The sequence below is a fragment of the Microbacterium oryzae genome, assembly GCF_030406385.1.
GTDB classification, from domain to species: Bacteria; Actinomycetota; Actinomycetes; order Actinomycetales; family Microbacteriaceae; genus Microbacterium; species Microbacterium oryzae_A.
The window spans coordinates 99,270-117,641 of record NZ_JAUEPM010000001.1; the positions used below are offsets into that span (position 1 = coordinate 99,270).

Annotated in this window: 15 protein-coding genes and 1 tRNA gene; 7 read left to right on the forward strand and 9 right to left on the reverse strand. The window is 72.0% G+C overall.

Annotated features, from left to right (window positions below; translation table 11 throughout):
- Positions 1-36 precede the first annotated feature (36 nt).
- Genes QWJ90_RS00535 through QWJ90_RS00545 form a run of 3 tightly spaced genes read right to left on the reverse strand, consistent with a single transcriptional unit; the run spans position 37 to position 2,186 of the window.
- Positions 37-720: a hypothetical protein gene (locus tag QWJ90_RS00535; RefSeq protein ID WP_290105629.1), complete on the reverse strand. Its 684-nt coding sequence runs from the start codon at positions 718-720 to the stop codon at positions 37-39.
- On the reverse strand, positions 717-923 hold the full coding sequence (locus tag QWJ90_RS00540; RefSeq protein ID WP_290105630.1) for a hypothetical protein: 207 nt from the start codon (positions 921-923) through the stop codon (positions 717-719). The genes QWJ90_RS00535 and QWJ90_RS00540 overlap by 4 nt, the downstream gene beginning before the upstream one ends.
- A 27-nt stretch (positions 924-950) precedes the next feature.
- Positions 951-2,186: a cation:proton antiporter domain-containing protein gene (locus QWJ90_RS00545; protein WP_290105632.1), complete on the reverse strand. Its 1,236-nt coding sequence runs from the start codon at positions 2,184-2,186 to the stop codon at positions 951-953.
- Between the two features lie 114 nt (positions 2,187-2,300).
- Here QWJ90_RS00545 and QWJ90_RS00550 point away from each other — a divergent pair, with 114 nt between their 5' ends.
- The 4 genes from QWJ90_RS00550 (at position 2,301) to QWJ90_RS00565 (ending at position 5,681) form a co-directional block, all read left to right on the forward strand.
- A complete protein-coding gene (locus QWJ90_RS00550; RefSeq protein ID WP_290105634.1) occupies positions 2,301-3,278 on the forward strand; it encodes an NAD(P)H-quinone oxidoreductase in 978 nt (325 codons plus the stop codon).
- A gap of 102 nt (positions 3,279-3,380) precedes the next feature.
- On the forward strand, positions 3,381-4,454 hold the full coding sequence (locus tag QWJ90_RS00555; RefSeq protein ID WP_290105635.1) for an iron-containing redox enzyme family protein: 1,074 nt from the start codon (positions 3,381-3,383) through the stop codon (positions 4,452-4,454).
- Positions 4,455-4,483: 29 nt separating this feature from the next.
- Complete coding sequence (locus QWJ90_RS00560; protein ID WP_290105637.1) at positions 4,484-4,645, forward strand: CDGSH iron-sulfur domain-containing protein; 162 nt, start codon at positions 4,484-4,486, stop codon at positions 4,643-4,645.
- Positions 4,638-5,681, forward strand: a complete 1,044-nt coding sequence (locus QWJ90_RS00565) for a glycosyltransferase (RefSeq protein ID WP_290105639.1) — start codon at positions 4,638-4,640, stop codon at positions 5,679-5,681. Before QWJ90_RS00560 ends, QWJ90_RS00565 begins: the two co-directional genes overlap by 8 nt.
- On the opposite strand, the gene QWJ90_RS00570 is transcribed toward QWJ90_RS00565, so the two are convergent.
- Entirely contained in the window at positions 5,634-6,467 is an 834-nt protein-coding gene (locus QWJ90_RS00570; RefSeq protein ID WP_290105640.1) for a hypothetical protein, read from the reverse strand. The two genes, QWJ90_RS00565 and QWJ90_RS00570, sit on opposite strands and share 48 nt — an antisense overlap.
- Before the next feature lie 266 nt (positions 6,468-6,733).
- On the opposite strand from QWJ90_RS00570, the gene QWJ90_RS00575 reads away from it, so the two are divergent.
- From QWJ90_RS00575 to QWJ90_RS00585, 3 genes are all read left to right on the forward strand, one after another.
- Positions 6,734-11,938, forward strand: coding sequence for a hypothetical protein (locus QWJ90_RS00575; protein ID WP_290105642.1), 5,205 nt, complete (start codon positions 6,734-6,736; stop codon positions 11,936-11,938).
- On the forward strand, positions 11,935-15,042 hold the full coding sequence (locus QWJ90_RS00580) for a hypothetical protein (protein WP_290105643.1): 3,108 nt from the start codon (positions 11,935-11,937) through the stop codon (positions 15,040-15,042). Before QWJ90_RS00575 ends, QWJ90_RS00580 begins: the two co-directional genes overlap by 4 nt.
- A gap of 61 nt (positions 15,043-15,103) precedes the next feature.
- Positions 15,104-15,925: a peptidoglycan-binding domain-containing protein gene (locus QWJ90_RS00585; protein ID WP_290105644.1), complete on the forward strand. Its 822-nt coding sequence runs from the start codon at positions 15,104-15,106 to the stop codon at positions 15,923-15,925.
- A gap of 63 nt (positions 15,926-15,988) precedes the next feature.
- On the opposite strand, the gene QWJ90_RS00590 is transcribed toward QWJ90_RS00585, so the two are convergent.
- The 5 genes from QWJ90_RS00590 to QWJ90_RS00610 form a co-directional block, all read right to left on the reverse strand.
- Positions 15,989-16,064, reverse strand: a tRNA-Ala gene (locus QWJ90_RS00590).
- Between the two features lie 71 nt (positions 16,065-16,135).
- The gene (gene rsfS, locus QWJ90_RS00595) at positions 16,136-16,510 is read right to left on the reverse strand and encodes a ribosome silencing factor (protein ID WP_436836668.1); all 375 of its coding nucleotides are present in this window, start codon (positions 16,508-16,510) and stop codon (positions 16,136-16,138) included.
- Entirely contained in the window at positions 16,510-17,520 is a 1,011-nt protein-coding gene (locus tag QWJ90_RS00600) for a hypothetical protein (RefSeq protein ID WP_290105646.1), read from the reverse strand. The genes rsfS and QWJ90_RS00600 overlap by 1 nt, the downstream gene beginning before the upstream one ends.
- Positions 17,517-18,116, reverse strand: a complete 600-nt coding sequence (gene nadD, locus QWJ90_RS00605) for a nicotinate-nucleotide adenylyltransferase (RefSeq protein WP_290105647.1) — start codon at positions 18,114-18,116, stop codon at positions 17,517-17,519. The genes QWJ90_RS00600 and nadD overlap by 4 nt, the downstream gene beginning before the upstream one ends.
- A 10-nt stretch (positions 18,117-18,126) precedes the next feature.
- On the reverse strand, positions 18,127-18,333 hold the full coding sequence (locus tag QWJ90_RS00610) for a hypothetical protein (RefSeq protein ID WP_290105648.1): 207 nt from the start codon (positions 18,331-18,333) through the stop codon (positions 18,127-18,129).
- Positions 18,334-18,372 lie beyond the last annotated feature (39 nt).

Genomic DNA, 18,372 nt, shown 5'->3' on the forward strand with positions numbered 1-18,372 from the left:
TGGTCGGTAGTCGGGAGCGGGCCCCGGGCGGCGCGCTCACTCCTCCCGGGCGGATCGCGACGAATCACCACGCAGGAAGTACGCTCCGAGCGACCCGGCCAGTGTCGCGAACACTGCCACCGAGTACACCGACAGCGCCACGTGCAGCACCCGCGAGAAGGGATCGTCCGTGGTGATCCCACCGCCGGTGATCGTGGCGAGGGCGGCCTCGTAGAGGGCGTCTGAGTACCGCGCGTGTGATCCGAACGCGTACAGCAGCTGGCTGGCGGCGAGCACGACCACCGCGGTGAGCGCGACGACCCAACCGATGCGGTTGGAGAGGAGGCGTGCAGAGGAGCGCGACCCGCGCACGCCGGCAGAGAGGATGCCGCCCAGTCGCGCAACTCTCGCCGCGCGGAGAGCCCGAACGGCCTGCAGCGCACGCAGGAAGCGGAGGAACGGCACGAGGAGGAAGATCACCTGCCACCAGTTGCGCTTCCAGAACGCACGCCCGAAGCCCGCGATGTACGCGCGCAGCAGGAACTCGGCCACGAAGACCACCCAGAAGACCCAGCCGAGGGTGGCGAAGATGATGCTCCATCTGCCCTCCCCGACCACGACCTGCCCGAGCACGACGAAGAGGAACACGACGCCGAGCAGGCTCATCGGCTTGTCGAGTCGACGCGACAGCGCCTCGGCGGCTTCGACTCGGTCGGATGGACGGTGTTCGCTCTGATTCACGAGCGACCGGCTCCCGGCACGTCGTCGAGCGCCGAGCGGTCGCCGCTGCCGCTCACGGCTCGACGGACCCCCGACACCGTGAGCCAGCTCCTGCGCAGCGCTATCCACGCGACGACGGGCGGCAGCAGAGCCATGACGGACGCATACGCCGCGGACCCCACCGCGAGGATCCGGAGGGTGGCGGACCAGGAAGCGAACCGCATGATGATCACCTTTCGTCGCTGACGGGGTCAGGCTCTCTCTGCTCGCTGCTGCTCGCGCCGATGCAGCACATAGCTGAACGGAGCCGAGGTGACGCCGTGCAGGACCACGGAGATCGTGATGGCCATCGTCACATAGCCGAACACGTCGGGGTCACCCGTCTCGTGGTGAGCGAGCGTGGCGTAGAACAGCGCAGACACCCCGATCGGCCCGAACCAGCTCAGGAAGGCCGTCTCCACCCTGCTGTGCTCGGAGCGGAGCAGCGGGCGCAGCGTCCACAGCGCCACCACTCGGCGGAGGACGAGCGCCAGCAGCAGCGCGACAGCCGGCAGCCATCCGAGCTCCACCCAATGCCCGATGGGCAGCGCCAGACCCAGCAGCATGAAGATCGGCAGGATGAAGAAGCGGTTCACCGTGTCGTCCATCCTGTCCTGATGCTCCTCGTCGCCCTGCGGAATGACCTGACCGAAGACCGCCGCGGCCAGGAAGACCGCCAGCAGCGCATCGACGCCGAGCAGCCGCCCGGACCCGAGCACGACGAGCGCCAGCGGGATGATGAATCCCAGATACGAGCTCTCCTCCATCAGGCCGCGCGAGCGGGCGAACCGGTAGAGGTGACCGAGGAGATACCCGGCGCCGACGCCCAGCACCGCGGCTCCGAGCACCTCGCGCAGGAGCACGGTGGTCAGCAGCTCCGACCACGCCGTGTCGGGTTTCGTCATGAGCAGGATGGGCAGGAAGACGAAGAGGTAGCCGAGCCCGTCGTTGATGCCGCTCTCCGAGGAGACGTTGAATCGCACCCGATCGGGGATGTTCTTCTCGGCGAGGGACCCCGTCACGATCGGCGTGGTCACGATCGGGTCTGTGGGCGTGATGATCGCGCCGAGGAGCAGCGCCGTCACGAGGGGCAGGCCGAGCAGAGCCCAGAGCACGCCGGCGGCAACGGCGAGCATGACCAGCATGCCGATGCCGATCATGACAGCCACCCACCGCACGTGCTGTCGCCAGTAGCCGTGCGGCAAGCGCAGCGCCACTCCCGACAGACCGATCGCGAGGGTGAGTCGGGCCGCCTCCTCGAGCAGAGTCATCGTCGGGATCCCGAGCACATCCGCGCTCAGCACCCCGAGCGCGTGCGGCCCCACGAACACGCCGAACGCGAGAGCGAGAAGCGGCCCGGGCAGACCCTTGCGCTGCAGCGCGGAGGAGAAGGCGGAGATGAGCAGGATCGCACCCGCGAACAGCAACAGGGCTAGGTAAATCGGCACCGGCCATCCGATCTCTTCGTCGGGTCTTGCAGTCCTACCAGCGTGGCATCAGATCGAGGCACTCGGCTCAGCGGTGCCGATCGCGGCCCTCGATCCCGGTGTAGCGTCGCAGCTATGCGGGCCATCACCATCAGCCGTCCCGGCGACGAGGACGTCCTCACCCTGACCGAGATGCCGAACCCCGTTCCAGGGCACGGCGAGGTGCTCATCGAAGTGGCGGCCGCCGGTGTCAACAACGCCGATCTCCTGCAGCGGCAGGGTCACTACCCGCCGCCTCCCGGCACCTCGGAGCTGCCCGGCCTGGAGGTCTCGGGCGTCATCAGCGCCCTCGGCGACGACGTCACGGAGTGGAAGGTCGGCGACCGCGTCGCCGCGCTCCTCGCGGGCGGCGGGTACGCCACGCTCGCCGTGGCTCCCGCGTCGCAGCTCCTCCCCGTGCCCGACGACCTCGACCTGGTCTCCGCGGCCGCCCTGCCTGAGGCCGCCTGCACGGTGTACTCGAACCTCGGCCTCATCGCCGGCCTGCGTCCCGGGCAGACGCTTCTCGTCCACGGCGGCACCGGCGGGATGGGCTCCCACGCGGTCCTCTGGGCGAAGGCGCTGGGCGTGCGCGTGATCGCCACCGCAGGCGGCGATCGCAAGACGGCGGCCACGCGCGAGTTCGGCGCCGACGTCGTCATCGACTACCGCACCGAGGACTTCGTCGAACGGGTCCACGAGGAGACCGACGGCGTCGGCGTGGACGCCATCCTCGACGTCGTCGGCGCCGACTACCTCGAGCGCAACCTCACCGCGCTCGCACCCAACGGGCATCTCGCCGTGATCGCGTCGGCGAGCGGCCCCTCCGCGCAGCTCCCCTTCGGACTGCTCATGCGCAAGCGCGCGACGATCAGCGGCACCACGCTCCGCGCGCGCCCCCTCGCCGAGAAGGCCGCGATCGTCGCCGCGGTGCGCGAGGCCGTGTGGCCGTTCGTCCTCGACGGCCGCGTCCGACCGGTCATCGACACGGTGCTCCCCCTCGCAGACGCGCCGGAGGCGCACCGACGGATGGCCTCGGGTGCGGTCATCGGCAAGCTCCTGCTGCGCGCATAGGGAGACGACGAGAAGGCTCCCCGAGAGCCGGGCAGTCTAGAGGCCGACGCCGGCGTGGTCGAGGGATGGCGGACAGCCGCTCCTTCGTCGGAGACTGGGGCCATGCAATCGGAGACCCTCGTGTCGCAGACCCTGGAAGGCCGTGACACCGATCGGCTCCCCTTCGCCGCCCGCGGGCCGCTGAGCGACGCGGTGCTGCGTCGGCTCACCGGCCCCGCCGGAGGCGAGGGCGCCGCGCACGGCGAGCTCGCGCGGCGGGCGGTAGCAGGAGCCGCCGACGTCATCCGCGACGACGACGTGCAGCTCGCGCTGTTCGCCCTGTATGCCTCCTCGTACGGCTCGATCGACGCGTTCGACCCGGACCTCGAGTGGGACCCCGAGCTGATCGCCACGCGCCGGATCCTCGAGGAGCGCTTCGAACACGAGTTGCGGATGGCCGTCCCTGCCCCGGATCTTCCCGATCCGACTGCGGATGCGGTCTCCCGATCGCTGTTCGCGCTCACCGGCGCGGACTCGGGGCCCAGCCTGTCGCGGTACATGGCGAAGAAGGCGACGCTCGACCAGGCGCGCGAGTTCTTCATCCAGCGCACGGTGTACACGCTGCGCGAGGCGGACCCGCACTCCTGGGCCATCCCACGTCTGCAGGGGCGCCCCAAGGCCGCACTCGTCGAGATCCAGGCCGACGAGTACGGCGGCGGTCGCCCCGATCGCGTCCACGCCGAGATCTTCGCCGCGGCCCTGCGCGGCGCCGGGCTCGACGACACCTACGGCACCTACATCGACGACATCCCGGCGATCACCCTCGCCTCGCACAACATGATGTCGATGTTCGGGCTCAATCGCCGCCTCGTCGGCGCGATCGTGGGTCACCTCGCCGCGTTCGAGATGACCTCCTCGATTCCGAGCCGCATGTACGCAGACGGGCTGCGCCGTCTCGGCTTCGGCGACGACGTGACCGACTACTTCGACGAGCACGTGGAAGCGGACGCGGTGCACGAGCAGATCGCCGGCCGCGACCTCGCGGGCGCCCTCGCCGAGGACCGCCCCGATCTGCTGCCCGACGTCATGTTCGGCGCGGCGGCGTGCCTCACCGTCGACGGATGGGTGGGCCGGCACATCCTCGACGCCTGGACGCACGGGCAGTCTTCGCTGCGGAAGGGCGCCGATGATGCCTGAGCCGCGCCCCACACTGACGCCGTACCCGGATGGCCCGCTCCTGCTGCGGGGACGTCGACCTCGTCACCGCGGAGGGGGAGCCGATTCCACGTCATCGCCGCACCGTCGCGCTGTGCCGGTGCGGGCTCTCGACGATCAAGCCCTTCTGCGACGGCACGCACAAGGCCGCCGGCTTCCGCACGGATGACTGACGTCTCGGAGGCAGCGCACGTCGTCCCGATCGCGGCAGAGTACATCCTGCCGCTGCGCTGGAGTTCCGACGAGGGTCTCGAGGAGCTGACCGCCTACCTCCGGCGGTTGCGGGAGTGGGTCGACGTGACCGTCGTCGACGGTTCCGATCCCGACTGCTTCGCCGCGCATGCCCACGCCTGGCGAGGCCTCGTGCGCCATGTCCCGGTCACGGTGGCCGCGGGTGCCAATGGCAAGGTGCGCGGCGTCCTCACCGGCGTCGGGATGGCCCGGCACGAGGCGATCGTGATCGCCGACGATGACGTGCGGTACGACCGCGAGTCGCTGGAGACCGTTGTGGCGGAGCTGGCCGTCGCCGACCTCGTCAAGCCGCAGAATCACTTCGCCCCTCTCCCCTGGCACGCACGCTGGGACACCGCGCGCACGCTGCTGAACCGCGGCCTCGGATCCGACTACCCCGGCACGTACGGCGTGCGCCGCACGACGATCGAGGCGACGGGCGGGTATGACGCCGACGTGCTCTTCGAGAACCTCGAGCTCGAGCGCACCGTGCGGGCAGCGGGCGGGCGCGTCATGTCGCGGCGCGACATCCTCGTGGCTCGGCGCCCGCCATCCGCTCGTCATTTCCTCTCGCAGCGCGTCCGTCAGGCGTACGACAGCTTTGCGCAGCCCTGGCGCCTCGCGCTGGAGGCGGCCATCCTGCCCATCCTCTTCTGCCTGCGGCGCCGGCCTGGCGCGCTGCTCGCGCTGGCCGCGGTGCTGATGGCCGTCGCCGAGCGCGGCCGGCGCCGAGATGGCGGACGAGCGGTCTTCCCCGCGTCCAGCGTCGTGTGGGTTCCGCTGTGGCTCGTCGAGCGCGGCACCGCGAGCTGGATCGCGATCCTGCTGCGCCTCCGCGGCGGGGTGAGGTACGGCGGCCGCCGCCTCGCCGTGGCCGCGCATTCCGTGCGAGGCATCCGCCGGCGTCTCGCCGCGGAAGCACGACCCACTTCACGGCCCGTCGAGGATGGCCACGACAGAGACGACGAACTGCGGTAGGAAGATCACGACGGCCAGCACGAGCAGCGCGCGGCCGAGCACGACGCCATCGCCTGAGGCGCGCGCGGCGCCGACCGTCGGCAGCGCCCGGGGGAAGAGCACCGCGATGACGGCGCCGAGCGCCAGGAGGATGCCGAGCGGGACGTACGCGACGGCGAGCAGGAACGGCACGGCCGTCGCCGGCAGATTCCTCTTCGACATCGGCGGCAGACTGCGGCTGAGCCGCGCGGCGACAGCCGCGACGAACGCACCCTGCAGCACGGCGAGCAGGGCGAACAGCACCAGCCCGAGCCAGTCGGGGTCGAGGATGGCGAAGTCGATGTTCTCCGCGCGCAGCGGGTCGACGGTGGTGCCGACGATGACGAGGCAGACGCCGGCGAGCACCGGCCCCGCCAGCGCGCCACGCGGAATCCAGTGCGCGACGAGCAGATACAGCGCCGTGGACACGAGGGCGGCGGGCAGTGCGCCGAAGAGCAGGTAGCCGAGGGTGCCTTCCACGGTGATCTCGCCGACGGTGGCCTGGGCTTCGGTGATCCTGCCGGACGCCTCGGGCGAGGCGACGGCGAGCAGGCGCATCACGAGTCGTCCGCCGGCGCCGACCACGAGGACGCCGGACGTGATCCCGACGATGGTGAGCATCAGCGCCCACCGCGCGTAGACGCGCAGTCCGTCGGCGCGGCTGCCGACGGGGGCGAGTGGTGGATCGATGAACGGCTCCCGCCACCACACGGCCGTCAGCACCACGGCGACGACGAGCAGCGCGGCGCAGATCAGCACCAGGAGCACGGGCACCCTCGATCGACATCGGTGTCTGGCCGTGACGATACGCCCGCGCCCCTGCCGCGTCCAGCCGGGCCGGAGCGGGCACCCGCCCCTCTTGCGGAGCCGCCTCGCCGGGTGGATCATGAGCGCCATCCGGGCCGCACGTGCGGTTCGGGACGGCCGGCAGGCCCCCTGGGAGACGTGCGAGATGCGCCGACCGGCGGTCCGCAGAGCCGCCTTCGGCGGCTTCCTCCTCTGAACTGCACGCTCCACGTCTTCGGGATGCAGACATGGCCTTGTTCTCGTTGCTCAAGGACTTCGGCGTCCTGGAGGGCGTCGTCATCCCGGCGCCCGTCGCGGCACTGCTGGAGGGCCTCGATCCGACACCCTCCCCCGTCGGGCCCCTGCCGGCGTCCGGCATCGGCACCACCAACGTGGCGCTCCCCATCGCTCTCGGCGCCGCACTGCCCGCGGGCGCCGCGCTGAGGTGGACGCTGACTCAAGAGGGCGTCGATGGCGCGAAGCTCACGCTCGCCCTCGCGGGGGTCGACGCGCTGATGCCCGGCCTCACGGTCGCGGCCGTGACGGATCAGGGCGCGGGAGCGACCTCACGGCAGGTCTTCACGGCGACCGGCGCACCCCTGCTCCTGAGACTGCAGGGCGCGCTCGCCGTTCACCTCTCCCCGACGGGCACCTCGGTCACGCTCGAGCACCTCGCCGTCACCCCGTCAGCGCGAAGTGTCATGCTGCCGGCGGGGTTCGGGCTGACCCTGCCGGTGTCCTTCGCGATCGCGGACGACGTCGTGGACCTCGCCGAGATGGTCCTCGTCCTGCCGGCCACGGTGCCGCTGCTCGGCGGACTCCCGCTGCGCACGGCGATCACGGGTGGCGGCGGCGCGCGCAGCCTCACCGTGTCGGTACCGCCGACGGGTACGGACCCTCGCGTGTCCGGGACGCTGACGTTCCAGCTCCCCGACGACTTCTCGCTGGCAGACCTCGTGCCGCTCATCGCCGACGTGGCGCTGACGCTGCCGGCCGGGTCCCGTCCGCTCGGCCCCTCCGGCCCGGTTGTTCAGGGCGCGGTCACGGTTCGTGCGGTCCTCACGCGACCTCCGGCAGCCCCGTCCGAGGTCACCATCGCGGTGACGGCGCAGTCCGACCAGCCCGACGGGCTGGTGTCGGGCGGGGGAACCGCGCCCGGCGACGTCGCGCTCGGCGTCACGCTCGTGCTCGGCCCGGCGATGGCCGCGCAGCTCGGCGCGATGGGACCTGCCTCGCTCGCCGCCCTATACGCCGCCGCATCCGCGCTCGGCAGCACGGTGGCGACCCGCGGCGACTACGCCTTGAACAGCGTCACCCTGCAGGCGGCGCCCGCGGCCGGGGTGCTCGCGGTCTCCCTCGACGTCTCCGGCGGCATCGGCTTCACGACGATGGACCTCGGGATCGCGAAGATCTCGATGGACGCCGATCGCCCGATGCGCGTCCGCTGGCGGGGCATCGCCGCGACGATCGACCTCGGCGCGCTCACCGGCGGCGCGGAGGCCGCGAGCGCACTGGACATCGACTTCCGCACGGCGCGCTGCGAGGTGGTCGACCCCGGCGGCTGGGAGATCACGACGCCCGCCATCCCGAAGGACGTCCTCCAGATCGTGGGGACGCGCTCCGGCAGCGGATCGACCTGGGTCGAGGTCGACCTGCGCTTCGCCTTGGACCTCGGGCCGGTGAAGATCTCCGGCGCGACCGTGCGCGGCACGTGGGACGGCGGATCGCCGAGCTTCGGCATCCGCGGCTTCGACGCGCGGCTCGACCTCCCCGGCGTCGTGGTCGGCGGCGGGAGGTTCGAGCTCGGCGGCGATGCGGGGAACGACGGGGTCGCGGTCTCCCTCTGGGGGACGCTCGTGCCGCTGAACGTCGGCGGCTTCCTCGTGTTCGCCCTGAGGAAGGCGGGCGGCGTCACGCAGTACGCGTTCGGGATGGGGCTCGACCTCCCCGCCGCGATTCCGCTCGGCCCCACCGGACTCGGCGTCTACTCGATCGCGGCCTCCTTCGGCGCGAACGCCGCGATGACCCCGCTGACTCCTGGGCCCGGTCAGCCCGCAGATCCGCTGAAGAAGCTGCGTGCCTGGAAGCCGTGGACGGGGCTGGATGTCGCCGACGGCCAGGTGACGATCGGCGCCGGCGTCGTGATCGGGACGGTGCCGGACGCCGGGCTCACCTTCAACGCACTCGGCGTGCTCGGCCTCACCGTGCCCGACTTCGCCCTGCGCCTCGGCGTCAACGCGCAGCTCTTCCAGGCCGAGCGGCAGAGCATGGCCGCCCTCGAAGCCGGCGGCGCCGACGTCGAGCCGGGCACCGGGCTGTCGCTCCTCGGCGGGGTGTCGGCCACGAGCAGCGAGCTGCTCGTCGGCGTCGAGGGACGGTACCGGGTCCCGTTCGTCGTGGATGTCCGCATCCCCATCGCCGCCCGGTACGCCTTCGGCGACCCGGGCGCGTGGTACCTCCGGGCGGGAAGCGATGAGGGGATCGGCGTTCATCCCCCGCGCCCGCCCGGCCCGCTGCAGGCGACGGTCTTCCCGGACCTCGCCCCACTCGAGACGACGGGCTGGGCGTTCCTCATGGTCAGCGGCGACGGCATCCCGCAGGTCGCCGGGCAGAGCATCTCGCCACAGGGCTTCGCGGTCGCGCTGGGCGTCGGCTTCTCGAAGACGTTCGGCGTCCGGGGCGTGCTCTGGGCGAGCGTCTCCACGAGCCTCATCGCGGCGATCGGGACGCGGCCGGTCATGGTCTGGGCGGATGGCCGGCTGTCGGGCGAGGTCGGCATCGGCCCCTTCACGCTGGGAGTCGACGCGCTGCTGCAGGTGCAGATCGGGCCGGACAGCCGCCTCGACTTCCACCTCAAGGTCTGCGCGGAGGTCGACCTGTGGTTCACCACCCTCGAGGGCTGCATCGAGCTCGGCGCCCTCGACCCGGCGGCCGCCGCCCCGATCGACCCGCGCGCCGAGGACTGGCCATGGCCGCGCGTCGACCTCGCCGACGGCCTCGGGCACCTGCTTCCCGACGCACGACCGCTCCCGCAGAGCCTCGGCGCAGAAGCACCCGCCGCCGAGCCGGCGCCGGCGGGCCCGTCAGCCCCCGCGAGCTGGTCGACCGCGCCCACCGTCTGGACGGACACCATCCCGCTCCTGACCTTCCCGATCGCGCCGATCCCCGTCGCCGGGGTGCCCGGAGAGAACGGCGCGATCAATGGAGGCAGGAGCGGCGCCGGCACGACGACGTTCGAGTGGCATCTCACCGCCGTGACTCTCGAGCCGGTCGACAAGAACGGTGCGGCGACGGGCGCCGCCGTCGACCTGACGCGGTCGGCGTGGCAGCCCGCCCTCGGCCTCCCCGCCGGCGCCGCCGCGGTCTCGTCAGCGCGCCAGCTCGCCCTGCTCACACGCGCCCGCTGGCTGCCGTTCGTCCACGCAGGCGAGGATGCGGCAACGGACGACGCCCACCGCGGCGCGGTCGGCCTGTGCGGTCTCGCGTTCTCCGCCGGATGGGCCTGGACGTACGGGATCGACGCCCGTCGCGCTTCCGCATCGGGAGCCTGGCACGTCCCGCGCCGGGATGGCCTCGCCGCCTTCTCCCCGTTCTCCACGTTTGCGCGCGGTGTGGGCTTCCGCATCGAGGCGCCCGCGCGCGAGACCAGCTGGGGGCAGTCGAGCGTGGACTGGACGGAGGGTCCAGTCGCCTATGCCGAGGCGCTGACGGTGACGGTGCCCGCGGGCGGAGCGGGCGAGGAGGAGACCTTCGCCGGCGCCTTCCGCACACCCTCGCCGAGACGGGTGGCACTGCCCTACGAGGGCGGCGAGACGACCTACCGGATCCTGCTCGACGAGCCGGCCGACGCCGGCGACCTCATCCTCGCGGTGCACCTCCTCGGCTATTCGGCGCAGACCGGCGTCGACGGACTGCGCCGGAGCCTCCGCGCGTCGGTCCACACGGAGGACGGCGGCACCGAGGCGGTCGCCGACGTCCGCCTGGAGCGCTCCCCCGCCCCCGAGGCGACCGACGCCGATGCCGTCGTCGTCCTGGAGCTGCCGCCCGACCGGCGCGTCATCGCGGTCTCGTGGACCCTGACCTGGGCGGCATCCGTCGATGTCGTCGGCCTGTACGCGTGCAACTCCGCGGATGCCGCCGCGGCGGCCGCGGCCGACGACGACCGGAAGAGCAGCGCGGCCACGGACGCGACGGAGGCGACGCCCGGCAAGGACGTGAGCACCCTGCGGACGGTCCTCAAGCCTGGCACCCGCTACCGCCTGTCGGTCGGCCTGGCCTGGACCCGGCTCACGGACGACGGCTCCGGAGAGCCGCCCACGCGAGAGGACGGCACCGGCCGCACGGCGACGTGGTTTTTCCGCACCGCGCCCGTCCCGCCCGCCGGCATCGCGCCGCTCACGGTGTGGAAGAGCTCGATCGGCAGCGGACCGCTCGTGTCGTTCACGGTCGACACGTTCAAGGTGGAGTACCTCGACCGCTACCTCATCGGCTACTCGGTCGCCGACCACGAGCGGTTCGTCTTCACGAAGGACCGGCCATCCGCTCGTTTCCGCGCGCCGCACGTGCGCGCCCTCGCCGCCACCTACGGCCGGGACCTCGGGCTGCTCCTCAAGCCGACCGATCGCCCCGACCCGCCGCTGTACCGCAAGCCGGAGATCATCGGGCTCTTCGGCGCGCTCGCGCTGCCGTTCGCCGATCCGATCGCCGCGGCGAGCGCGGCGTACGGATGCCCACTGCCGCCCCGGGAGGCGGAGACGGCGTGGCCGAACGTCCTGCAGCCGAGCACGCCCTACGACCTCTCGGTCGCGCTTCCTCCGAAGCGGAAGCGGGCGACCGCGGCGAGCGCGCAGCTGCGCGGGATCACGTTCGTCACGAGCGCGTTCGCGGGGCCCGCCGAGCTGGTCGCCTCCCTCGGCTTCACGCGCTCGACCGCGGCGAGCAGGATCGCCGCGGCTGCGGCGTCCGGGCATCTGCCGGTGACGTCCGCGGCTCCCCTCGCCGAGGGTCTGAGCGCGGACGACGACGCCTTCGAGGCGGCGATCTCGGCGCTGGGGCTCCCGCCGCTGCGCATCCCCGACCCGAGCGCGACCGGCGCGCCCCCGCCAGGTCGCAGCAGCCTGCTGTGGGAGAAGCTCTCCGACGGCCGCTGGGCCCTGCGCGGCCTGCTGCTGGAGGCGTCCGAGCCGCTGGTCCGACAGAACGGAGCCCGGATGGACATCCAGGAGGCCGCGTACTCCCGCACGGATTCCGTCGCCGTGCCGCTTCCCATCCGCCGCCGGGACCGCACGGGCACCCGCGCGCTCTGGCTCCTGGCCGAGCCGATCGTGCCGGCCGCGCCTCGCACTCTGCGCGTGCGGGTGACGGACCGGAGCACCGGATTCTGGATGCGGATCACCGTTCCCGTCGCGCCGGTCTTCGCGACGTCGGCGATCGTGGGGAGGAGCCGACCGTGAGCAGTTCCCTCGCCCGCCACGATGAGGGGTACGCCGAGGCCGCGCTCATCCGCCATGGCCAGCCGATCCCGAGCGACGAGCGCGTCCCGGAGGGCGTGCACTGGCGCATCATCCCGCCGCCCGGGATCCTCCCCGCCGGTCCGGTCGTCGTCTGCGACTCCCCGATCGACGGCACCGGATCCCGCGAGGTGCGCTCGGATCGCGACACGGCCGGCCCCTGGCACGTCGACGAGGACCACGACCTGCTCCTCACCGTCGACAGCGCGCCCGATCAGATGACGGGATGGCTCGGCATCCAGGCCGAGGGCCGCCTGCGCATCGCCGTCATCGCCGAGCGGACGGCCTCGAACGGCGAGTACATCGAGATCACGGCCCGCGACATGCCTCCCGACCAGGGCGAGTGCGTTGTCGCCGCGAGCGACATCTCGCGGGTCCGGGTGACCGGCCGCGGCACCGTCATCGAGGTGTGGGCGAGCTCCGTCCCGCGTGAGCGCGACTGGGCTGGCGAAGTCCTTGACGTCGCCGCGCTGGACCCGGACGCCGCAGACGCGATGGGCGGCGCCTACGCCCCGCTGAACGTCGCGCTCGAACCAGCTCGAGAGAGGGTGCTGCGCGCCGCCCCCGACCGGCCGGTGCCCTACGCGCCGCGTCAGCCCTGGCCGGAGTACACCGTCGACGACGAGGTCGCCCGCGTCAGCCGGCTGGTGGACGAGGAGGACACGATCCGGGGGTGGCTCCGGCTGGCGGGCGAGGGCATCCTGGCGGGACGCCGCGGCGAGGTGGTGCAGGAGGTCGGCGGCGCGCAGGCGCTGCGCTATCCCGTCGCCTCCGCGCTCGGCGTGGCCGCGGCCGATCCCGGCGTGGCGCGGTGGCTCGCCCGGCAGGGGATGTTCGTCGACAGCCCTCGCGGATGGAACCGGGGGCCGGCGATGGCCGTCGCGCTCGTGCCGATGATCGTCCTCCGTGCGCCCGTCTTCGTCCGTCCGGCACCCGGTCTCGAGGAGATCTACGAGTCGCAGGTCCCCGGAGCGCTGGGCGAGCTGCGCGCGCGGGCCGCGGACATCCCACGACCGCCCGAGTACCGGCCCGGTCGTTTCGGGCGCGACGACCCCTTCGACCCGTTCGGCGGCGGCGGCGGGAACCGGCTGCTGCGGCCGCGCTGGGTCGTCGACCTCGTTCAGCTGCCGATGCCCCTCACCCTCGACGGATCCCCCGCGCTTCCTCCGGCCCCCTCCCCGGCGCTGTCGGGCCCGGCCACGTGGACGCTCGCGGAGCCGGTCGACGCCACGCCCCAGCGCACGGACGCGCGGGAGCAGAGGGTCGCCCTGCGCGGGGTCGCGCCGTTCGGCCCCGTCTCGTTCGTGCAGATCCCTCCGGACCCTGGCGGCCCCGACCGCGTCACAATGCACGACCGCGTGTCTGACGACGTCGCCCGTCCCCTCCTGGCGGGATGGCCGCAGCCGACGACCCTTGGCGCGCCACCCGTGACGGATCCGGTGCTCCGCGGGCGCGTGCCCGTCGCCACGCCCGCCGATGCGCGGACCGTGGAGTGGGAGGTGCAGCTCGGCGACTGGATCGGACGCTGGGGAGAGCCCGGACGCGTCGTCGCCGAGCCGCCCCTGCCCGCTCCGCCGGTTCCCCCCGTGCTCCGCGCGACCTTCGTCCGTCTTCCGGCGACCGGCACCGCACCCGCGTCACCGGGGACCATCCACGTCGAGCTGGTTGTCTCGCCGGCGACGGCGCCCGGGGCGCTCCCACTCGGCGCCGTGCATCTGCGGATCGACGGCGCGGACATCCCCCTCGCGACGCCGGACGTGACGACCGCCCACGCGACGGTGACGCACGACCATCCGGCGCCGCCGACGGTGCCCGGACAGGATCGCGTCGTGCGCATCGAGGCCTGGGTGACGGATGCCGCGGGCACCTCCTCGGCCGCGCCGAACCCGGCCGTCGATGTCCACGCGGCCGACGCGCGGGCGCTTCCCGTGCCCTCCGTCTCGCCGCGGCTCGTGATGACGGGCCGCGCGGGTCCGGCACCCGACGTCGCGGTGCGACTGAGTGTGCGAGCCGCGCCGGGGGCCGCGTTCTACCGCTTCTACACCGCCCCCGAGCAGGTGGTCCGCGCCGCCGTCGGCCTCGCCTCCAGCGGATTCCGCTCGGATTCGCGGCCGGCGCGCGCGGCGGCGCTCCTGGCCGCCGCCGCCCGCCCGCCTCGGAAGGGGTTCACGCTCGCGGCGACCGCCGAGGTCGTCGGCGGCGTCGCCACCGGCGCGCTCGCCATCCCGAGCGTCACGACCGACCTCGTGCTCGTGCGCGCGGTGCCCGTCACCGGCGTCGTCGACGCGTACGGGAAGAAGGCCGAGGGCGTCGAGGCCGACGTCGCCGCCGCCGTGCCCACGTACCTCGCCGTCCCGACCGCCGACGTCCCTCCCCTGCCGCGCCTCACCGCCGAGGTGATCGCGGACGGCGCCGCCCGGGAGGTGGCGGTGACCGTGACGACGTCGGGCGTCCCCTCCTCGGTCCTTCGTCGGCTGCCGGGGGTGATCGAGGCCCGGCTCGTCGAGGCGATCGACCGCACCGATCCGCACTACTGGCCGCAGGTCACGACGGTCCCTCTGACCGCGCATCCGGACGGGTCGCACACCGCCACCGCGCGGATCCCCGTCCCGACCTGGGCGCGCGTGCGGCTCGCCGCGTCCGTGCGCTTCGCCGCTGAGGGCACGACCGTCCCGGGCGCGGACATCGTCGTCGATCCGGACCTCGCCAGCGCCGCGCCGCAGCCCGACGCGGTGATCTCCCCGTGGGGTCCGCTGTCGGCGCCGATCTCGGTCGACGTCGACGGTCCGGAGCCCGCCGTCACCTCGGCGCCGGATGCGTCGGGCACCGCCGTCACGGTGACGGGCCTCCCGCTCACCGCCGCGGGCAGCAGCCCGTTCACGGCCGTGCTGTATCTCGCCGACCCGTCCGGAGCGCTCATGGAGTCGTCTCGCCACCGCTCCGTCACCGGCGAGGCGGCGTCGTTCACGGTCGCCCCGGCGGGCGCGGCCGCGGTCGTCCTCGTCGATCCGTTCGGCCGACCGCGGGCTGCTGTGCGGATCGACTGATCATGCCCGCCTTTTCGACACCCACGAGAGCCGACGGCTGTCGGCAAGGAGGATGATTCCCATGGGACTCACATCCCGTCTGTTCACCGATCCCCCGGATCCGCGCTTGGACGCGTGTCTTGTCGACGACGCCGCCCACATCTTCCAGGGCGCGGACGGCTCCCACGTGGCCTGCATCCAGATCGCGCTGAGCCTGCTCAGCGATGGCCAGGTGTTCCTCGTCATCGACGGGGTGTTCGGTGATCAGACCTCGCAGGCCGTGTTCGATTTCAAGGATGAGCGGGGCATCCTGGCACCCGGAGAGGTCGTTCCGAATCGCATCGTCGGAAAGGGCACGATCAAGGCGCTCGATGAGGAGATGGAGGTCTTCGAGAATCAGTCCGTTGCGACGGACGAGTTGGTGGCGTCGACCGTGCTCGGCGCGCCGCACGATCACTCGCTCTGTCCGACATCCGGGTTCTCGGCTCCCGGTTCCGGAGGCCGCGTGAATCACTTCGGCACGCCCGTGAATCCGCTGCCGGGCCGGAGCATCAACATCTCCGGCGAGCATGAGACCGACTATCTCGGATTCGAGGACTTCACCACGGGCATGGTGCTGGGTCCGCCCCGTCCACTCACCTCCATCATCCCGGACCACACCATCCAGAACATCTGCCTTCGCGACAGTCCCTTCTCGATGGACGGATCGGCGGATGCCGCGCGTGATGAGATCCTGCGCATCGCCGCACCCGACTGCCGACTGACCTTCTGCGGTGACGTGCCGCAGTACCGGCCTCAGCTGCTCTCACTCGGGGTGGTGCACCAGCACATGGTCCTGGCCGATCCTCGCTTCACCAACCCCGCGACGGCGACGGCCGAGGTCCTGATCATCGCGATCCCGTGACAGCTTTCAGGATCGCGCAGAAAGCCCGGGAAATGGAAAAACCCCCGCCGAAGCGGGGGTTCTTGGTGGACCTGAGGGGACTCGAACCCCTGACCCCCTGCATGCCATGCAGGTGCGCTACCAGCTGCGCCACAGGCCCAGATGCTGTCCGGTAGAAGCCCCGGACAACTCCTTTAGCTTACACGACCGTGTGGGAGCGGTGAAATCCGCTCACTCCGCCGGGCGCGTCGCGGGAAGATCGATCGGAACGACCGGGCAGTCCTTCCACAGGCGCTCGAGCGCGTAGAACGACCGCTCCTCCTGGTGGAAGACGTGCGCGACGAGGTCGCCGAAGTCGAGCAGGATCCAGCGCGCCTCCGCTCGGCCTTCACGGCGCAGGCACTTGTGACCGGCTTCGAGGAGCTTCTCCTCGATTTCGTCGGCGATGGCGGCGACGTTGCGCTCGCTGCGCCCCGTCGCCATGAGGAAGATGTCCACGAGCGGCAGCGGCTCGGAGACGTCGAGCGCCACCTGATCCTCTGCGCCCTTGCCATCGGCCGCGGCTGCGGCGATCTGCAGCATGTCGATGGACGACTGTGTTGCCATTATCCGAATACTCCTGTGGTCCATGCGATGACGACCGCACCGACCACGACGATGCCGAGGCCCGCAGCGGTGATGCCGAGCGTCAGCACGAGCTTCTGATTCTTCTCGGGAATGGGAGGCCGGATGACCTCTCCCGGGCTCTTGGACGTCGACACCGCACTGCTGGCGGCGATCGGCGTCGGCGACGACGAGAGCGGGAGCTCTCCGTCGAGGAGCACGGCGTCGACCTCGCGGCCGTCGGTCGTGCCTCGTGCTGCCCCGCTGGAGCCGAAGCCCTCGGGCAGCTTGTGCGAGCTCGTGATGAGCAGCTCGCCGGTGGCGGTGATCGGCGCGCTGAGCGCGGCGGTCGCCGGGATCTCGTCGAGGATGAGCGTGCTCGGCGCCGAGCTCGACCCACTGGTCTCGTGCGGGTAGGTGAGGAGCTCGTCGAACGACGACGGCGAGTGCGTCACGTCGTCGATCGTCATGTTCTCCCCGAAGCCGGGTCGAAGTGTCGCCCGGGGACCCTCGGCTTCGCGCAGGAGCGCCGGCGATTCCTCAATCTCGGCCGGCGCCTGCGGCTCGTCCTGTGCGTCGATCGGCTCGACCGGCTGGGGCACCTCGTCGGTGACGATGGTCGCCTCGATCGGCTCCTCGTCGTCGACGTCGGCCGCCGGGATGGTCGTGAGGCCGTCGGTGCGCAGCCGCTCCTGTTCACGCAGCTGACGACGCGTGAGGCGCGGATGGCCGTCGTCGGCCGAGTGCGGATCGGTCGTCTCCGCGGGAACGGGCTTCTCGACGGCGGTCGGGTCGGTCTCCGCCTCGGGGTCCGTCGGCTCGTCGGCCTCCTCGACCTCGGTCACGTCATCGTCGCGCTCCGGAGCGTCGGGGGCGACGACCTCATGCTCGCTCTCGTCGTCCTCCTCCGGGGACGCGGCGACGTCGTCAGCGGGGATGATCGGGTGCTGTCCGGTCTGGCGCAGCTCACGCAGCTGACGTCGTGTGAGCGGACGACCGTCTGATGTGCTCATGACTTGCTCCGATACAGATGATGCTTCGCGATGTACTGCACCACGCCATCCGGCACGAGGTACCAGACGGGAAGATCGCGGCTCACGCGGTGGCGGCAATCGGTGGAGGAGATCGCCAGCGCGGGGATCTCGAGACTGCTCACGACACCTCCGGGCAGTCCGTCTGTGCTCAGCACATGACCGGGACGCGAGACGGCGACGAAGTGGGCGAGCTCCCACAGTTCATGATGGTCCCGCCAGCTGAGAATCTGCGCCACGGCGTCCGCCCCGGAGATGAAGAACAGCTCCGCGTCCGGTCGCTCCGCCTGCAGATCTCGCAGCGTGTCGACCGTGTACGTCAGCCCGCCGCGATCGATGTCCACGCGGCTGACCGTGAAGCGCGGATTCGAGGCGGTGGCGATGACCGTCATCTCATAGCGCGCCTGCGCGGCGGACACGTTCTCCTTCTGCCACGGCTGCCCCGTGGGCACGAAGACGACCTCGTCGAGATCGAACGAGGTCGCGACCTCGCTCGCCGCCACCAGGTGGCCATGGTGGATGGGATCGAACGTCCCGCCCATCACGCCGATCCGCGGAGCGCGCCTCGAGGTCGTCACCGTCCGAGACCTAGTGGCCTGCGCCGTCTGCCTGGCTCGACGCGTGTCCGTCGGCGCCGATGTGGCGGTTGGCGACGTTGCGGTACGACGCCATGATCAGCGCGAGCACGCCGAAGACGCCGAACGCCACGAGGCCATAGTGGACGGTCTCGAGAGCGACGTTGCCGTGGTGCTCGGATTCAGCGGCGAGGGTCGTAATCGCGGTGGCGAGGTCCATGTGAGCTTCCGTTCTCGGGGCGGGCGAACCGTTCCAGCT